Below are 3,295 nucleotides of genomic sequence, written 5' to 3' on the forward strand. Positions count from 1 at the left end.
GGGGCTCGGCGGAGTGCTCGGGGGAGTGCTGGGCGGTGTCCTCGGCGGTGTCCTCGGGAGCGGAGGAGGCCCGCGCACCCTCGCCGACTTCGTGGAACGCGACGGTCGGGTAGAGGCGATCTGGTTCGCCTACACCGAGTACCCCTGGCTCAAGACCTGGAGCGTCACCCCGAGCAAGCCGCTCGCCTCCCTGTCCGTCGACCACCCGTACAACTACCCGTTCTCGGACAGCCTTCCGGAACCGGTCGCCCGGCTCGCCGGCGAGATCGTCACCGGCGCCTGGGCCTCGGCCCCGCTGTTCGGCCAACTCCAGTACCTGGTCACGAAGGTGGGACTCACCGGTGACATCACCGAAGTCCTGCTCTCCGGCGCCCTGCTGCGCCGACTGCTCAGCGGCGAGGTGCTCACCCACCTGCTCGCGGGCGGACTGCGGTCCGACCTCTGGGGACCCTCGCGCACCCTGCTCCAGTACGTCCGCCCGACCACCCTGCGAGTCACCGCCAACGGCTACGCGATCCTCCTCAAGCGCGCCGACCTCCAATGGGCGGTGAGTGAATTCGCCGCCTACTACCGGGAGTTGCTCGCCTCCTACCAGGCCCGGGGCGAGTTCCCGGTGAACGGCGCGGTGGAGATCCGGGTCACTGGCCTGGACGACCCGGCCTCCTGCGGCGTCCCCGGCGCCCGGCCCCCGCTGCTGTCCGCGCTGCGACCGCGCGCCGACCGCCCGGAGTGGGACACGGCCGTCTGGCTGGACGTCCTCGCCTTCCCCGGCACCCCCGGACTGGAGCGCTTCGCGCGGGAGTTGGAGCAGTGGCTGCTGCGCACCTTCGACGGCTCCCGGGCGGGCCTGCGGGTCGAGTGGTCCAAGGGCTGGGCGTACACCGACGCCGCCGCCTGGTCCGACCCCGACCTGCTCGGCCGGGTCGTTCCGGACAGTCTGCGGGCTGGCGGCGGGCCCGGCTGGGACGAGGCGGTCGCCGTCCTGGACCGCCACGACCCGCACCGGGTCTTCGGAAACCCGTTCCTGGACGGGCTGTTGAAGTAGGAGGCCCCTTCCTGTCAGTCCCGACGAGTCGTCATATGTGCTCCATGACGATTACCGCGAGGGTGTCCGGAGCCAGGGCGCGGAAGACGTGCGGAGTGTCGCCCGGGTAGCTCACGTAGTCGCCCGGGCCCAGCTCCACCGGTGCCTCCGTCGGCCCGACCAGCGCCCGCCCGGCACCGATCAGCACGTGCTCGACGGTGCCGGGCATGTGCGGATCGGAGGCCCTGGTCTCATCCGGCTGCGCCTCGATCCGGTAGATGTCGCGCCGGGCGTTGGGCGGGCAGGAGGAGAGCATGGTGGCGGCGTAGTCGGCGCGCTCGGAGTGGGTCACCGGGCCCTCGCCGGCCCGGATCACCTTGACCGCCGGGCGCGGCGGGTCGACGAGTCGGCTGAACGGCACGTTCAGTGCGACGCCGAGCGCCCAGAGCGTCTCCACGCTGGGGTTGCCGGCGCCGGACTCCAGCTGGGACAGCGTGGACTTGGCGATGCCCGCGCGCCGGGCCAGCTCGGCCATCGACAGCCCGCTGCGCTCGCGCTCGCGCCTGATCGAGGCGGCGATCTGGCCGATCAGCTCGCCGCCGCCGTTGGCGCTGCTGCTGCTGCTGCTGCTGCTGCTGCTGCTGCCGCCGCCGCTGCTGTCGCTGCTGCTGGAGCGGCCGAAACCGTCGGAGCCGCCGGAGCCGCCGGAGTCCGTGGCCGGGGTGCTCTGGTCACTCATGCTCGCCACTCACGCTTCCTCCTGGCCGCTTCCATGGCCGCCGGTGCGGCCGATGTCGCCGTTCATGCTGCCACGGCCGGTCGCATCGGCCGCCGTTCGCCTGATCGGTCCGAGTGTTCGCCTTGACGAACGACGTCGAGTCGGTTCACTCTAATGAACATGCGTTCGCTACTTCGAACACTGGAGCGTGCCACCCTCCGGGACGTCGCCCTGGTCTGCCTGGCCGATGCCCTGGTCGGCGCGTCCTTCGGCGCGATCAGCGTCTCCGGGGGCCTGCCCCTCTGGGTGCCGATCGCCCTCTCCGTCCTGGTCTTCGCCGGCGGCTCCCAGTTCGCGGCGGTCGGCGTGGTGCTCTCCGGTGGCGGCGCCCTCGCCGCGGTCGCCACCGGACTGGTGCTCAACGCCCGGCTGCTGCCCTTCGGCTTCACCGTGGCCGACGTGCCCGACGGCCCGTGGTGGCGGCGGCTGGTGGGAGCGCAACTGCTCACCGACGAGACCGTCGCCTTCGCCCTGCAGCAGAGCGATCCCCGTCGGCGCCGGGCCGTGTACTGGCTCTGCGGGGTCGCCCTGTTCGTGGTCTGGAACGTCTCGGTGCTGCTCGGCGCCCTCGCGGGCGGGCTGATCGGTGACACGGACGCGTTCGGCCTGGACGCGGCCTTCCCCGCGGTGCTGCTCGCGCTCGTCCTGCCCTCGCTCGCGGACCGCCGCACCCGTACGGCGGCGGTGGCGGGCGCGGTGGTCGCGGTCGCGGCGACCCCGTTCGTCCCCGCCGGGCTGCCGGTGCTGCTCGCCCTGGTCGGGCTGGTGTTCGCCGGTCGGCCGGCGGCTGGGGAGTCGGGTCGGAAGGCGGCGGACGGACCGAATGCCGCGGACGAGGAGAAGGCGAAGGTCCGATGATGCCGCTGTACGCCGTTCTGCTGCTCGCGGCCGGAACGTACGCCTACCGACTGGCCGGGCCGTTGCTCGCCGGTCGGCTCGCCCTCTCGGAGCGGCTGCGGCACCTGCTGGCCGTCGCGGCGGCGGTGCTGCTGGTGGCCCTGGTCACGACCGGCGCGCTGACCCAGGGGCACGGCTTCGCGGGGTGGGCCCGCCCGGCGGGCGTACTGGTCGCGGGAGTGCTCGCGCTGTGCCGGGCACCGTTCCCGCTGGTGGTCGTCGCGGGTGCGGCGACCACGGCGCTGCTGCGGCTCTGTGGGGTTGGATAACAGCTGACAGAGTGTGAAATCTGTCAGCTGTTATCCGTTAGCTGTCGGCTGTCGGCTGTGATCCGGCGGCTGTGATCTGTGATCTGTGAACCGGTGCTCGTCGGCTGTCGTCCGTTCGCCCTCAGCGGCCTTCCCCGGGCCTCTCGACCAGTCGCTCCGCCTGCACCTCCGGCCGCTTGCTGTCCCACAGCAGCTCCCACACCTTGAACACGCAGTGGTAGTCGCGCATGCTCCCCTGGGCGATCAGCAGGTAGGTGTCCCCGTCGCGGAGCAGCGTCCGCCGTCGACTGTTGAAGGGGTGCTCCGGGGTGTAGGAGGGGACGAGCC

General features: G+C 72.3%; 4 protein-coding genes and 1 pseudogene. 3 read left to right on the forward strand and 2 right to left on the reverse strand.

Annotated elements, in window-relative coordinates; genetic code table 11:
- Window positions 1–1,045 (forward strand): cholesterol oxidase substrate-binding domain-containing protein (locus tag ACIQOV_RS33900; RefSeq protein ID WP_401054621.1); only part of this gene is annotated, 1,045 nt, incomplete at its 5' end.
- A gap of 31 nt (window positions 1,046–1,076) precedes the next feature.
- Here ACIQOV_RS33900 and ACIQOV_RS33905 read toward each other — a convergent pair.
- Window positions 1,077–1,763 (reverse strand): helix-turn-helix domain-containing protein, encoded by a 687-nt coding sequence (locus ACIQOV_RS33905; RefSeq protein ID WP_401054623.1) that lies wholly within the window; start codon window positions 1,761–1,763, stop codon window positions 1,077–1,079.
- 159 nt (window positions 1,764–1,922) lie between these two features.
- On the opposite strand from ACIQOV_RS33905, the gene ACIQOV_RS33910 reads away from it, so the two are divergent.
- Together ACIQOV_RS33910 and ACIQOV_RS33915 are read left to right on the forward strand one after the other, a co-directional pair.
- A complete protein-coding gene (locus ACIQOV_RS33910) occupies window positions 1,923–2,660 on the forward strand; it encodes an AzlC family ABC transporter permease (RefSeq protein ID WP_401054625.1) in 738 nt (245 codons plus the stop codon).
- A complete protein-coding gene (locus ACIQOV_RS33915; RefSeq protein ID WP_401054627.1) occupies window positions 2,660–2,968 on the forward strand; it encodes an AzlD domain-containing protein in 309 nt (102 codons plus the stop codon). Before ACIQOV_RS33910 ends, ACIQOV_RS33915 begins: the two co-directional genes overlap by 1 nt.
- Before the next feature lie 121 nt (window positions 2,969–3,089).
- On the opposite strand, the pseudogene ACIQOV_RS33920 reads toward ACIQOV_RS33915, so the two are convergent.
- Window positions 3,090–3,295, reverse strand: a pseudogene (locus ACIQOV_RS33920) (hypothetical protein); the annotation flags it as partial.

The organism is Kitasatospora sp. NPDC091257 (assembly GCF_044757675.1).
GTDB classification, from domain to species: Bacteria; Actinomycetota; Actinomycetes; order Streptomycetales; family Streptomycetaceae; genus Kitasatospora; species Kitasatospora lactacystinica.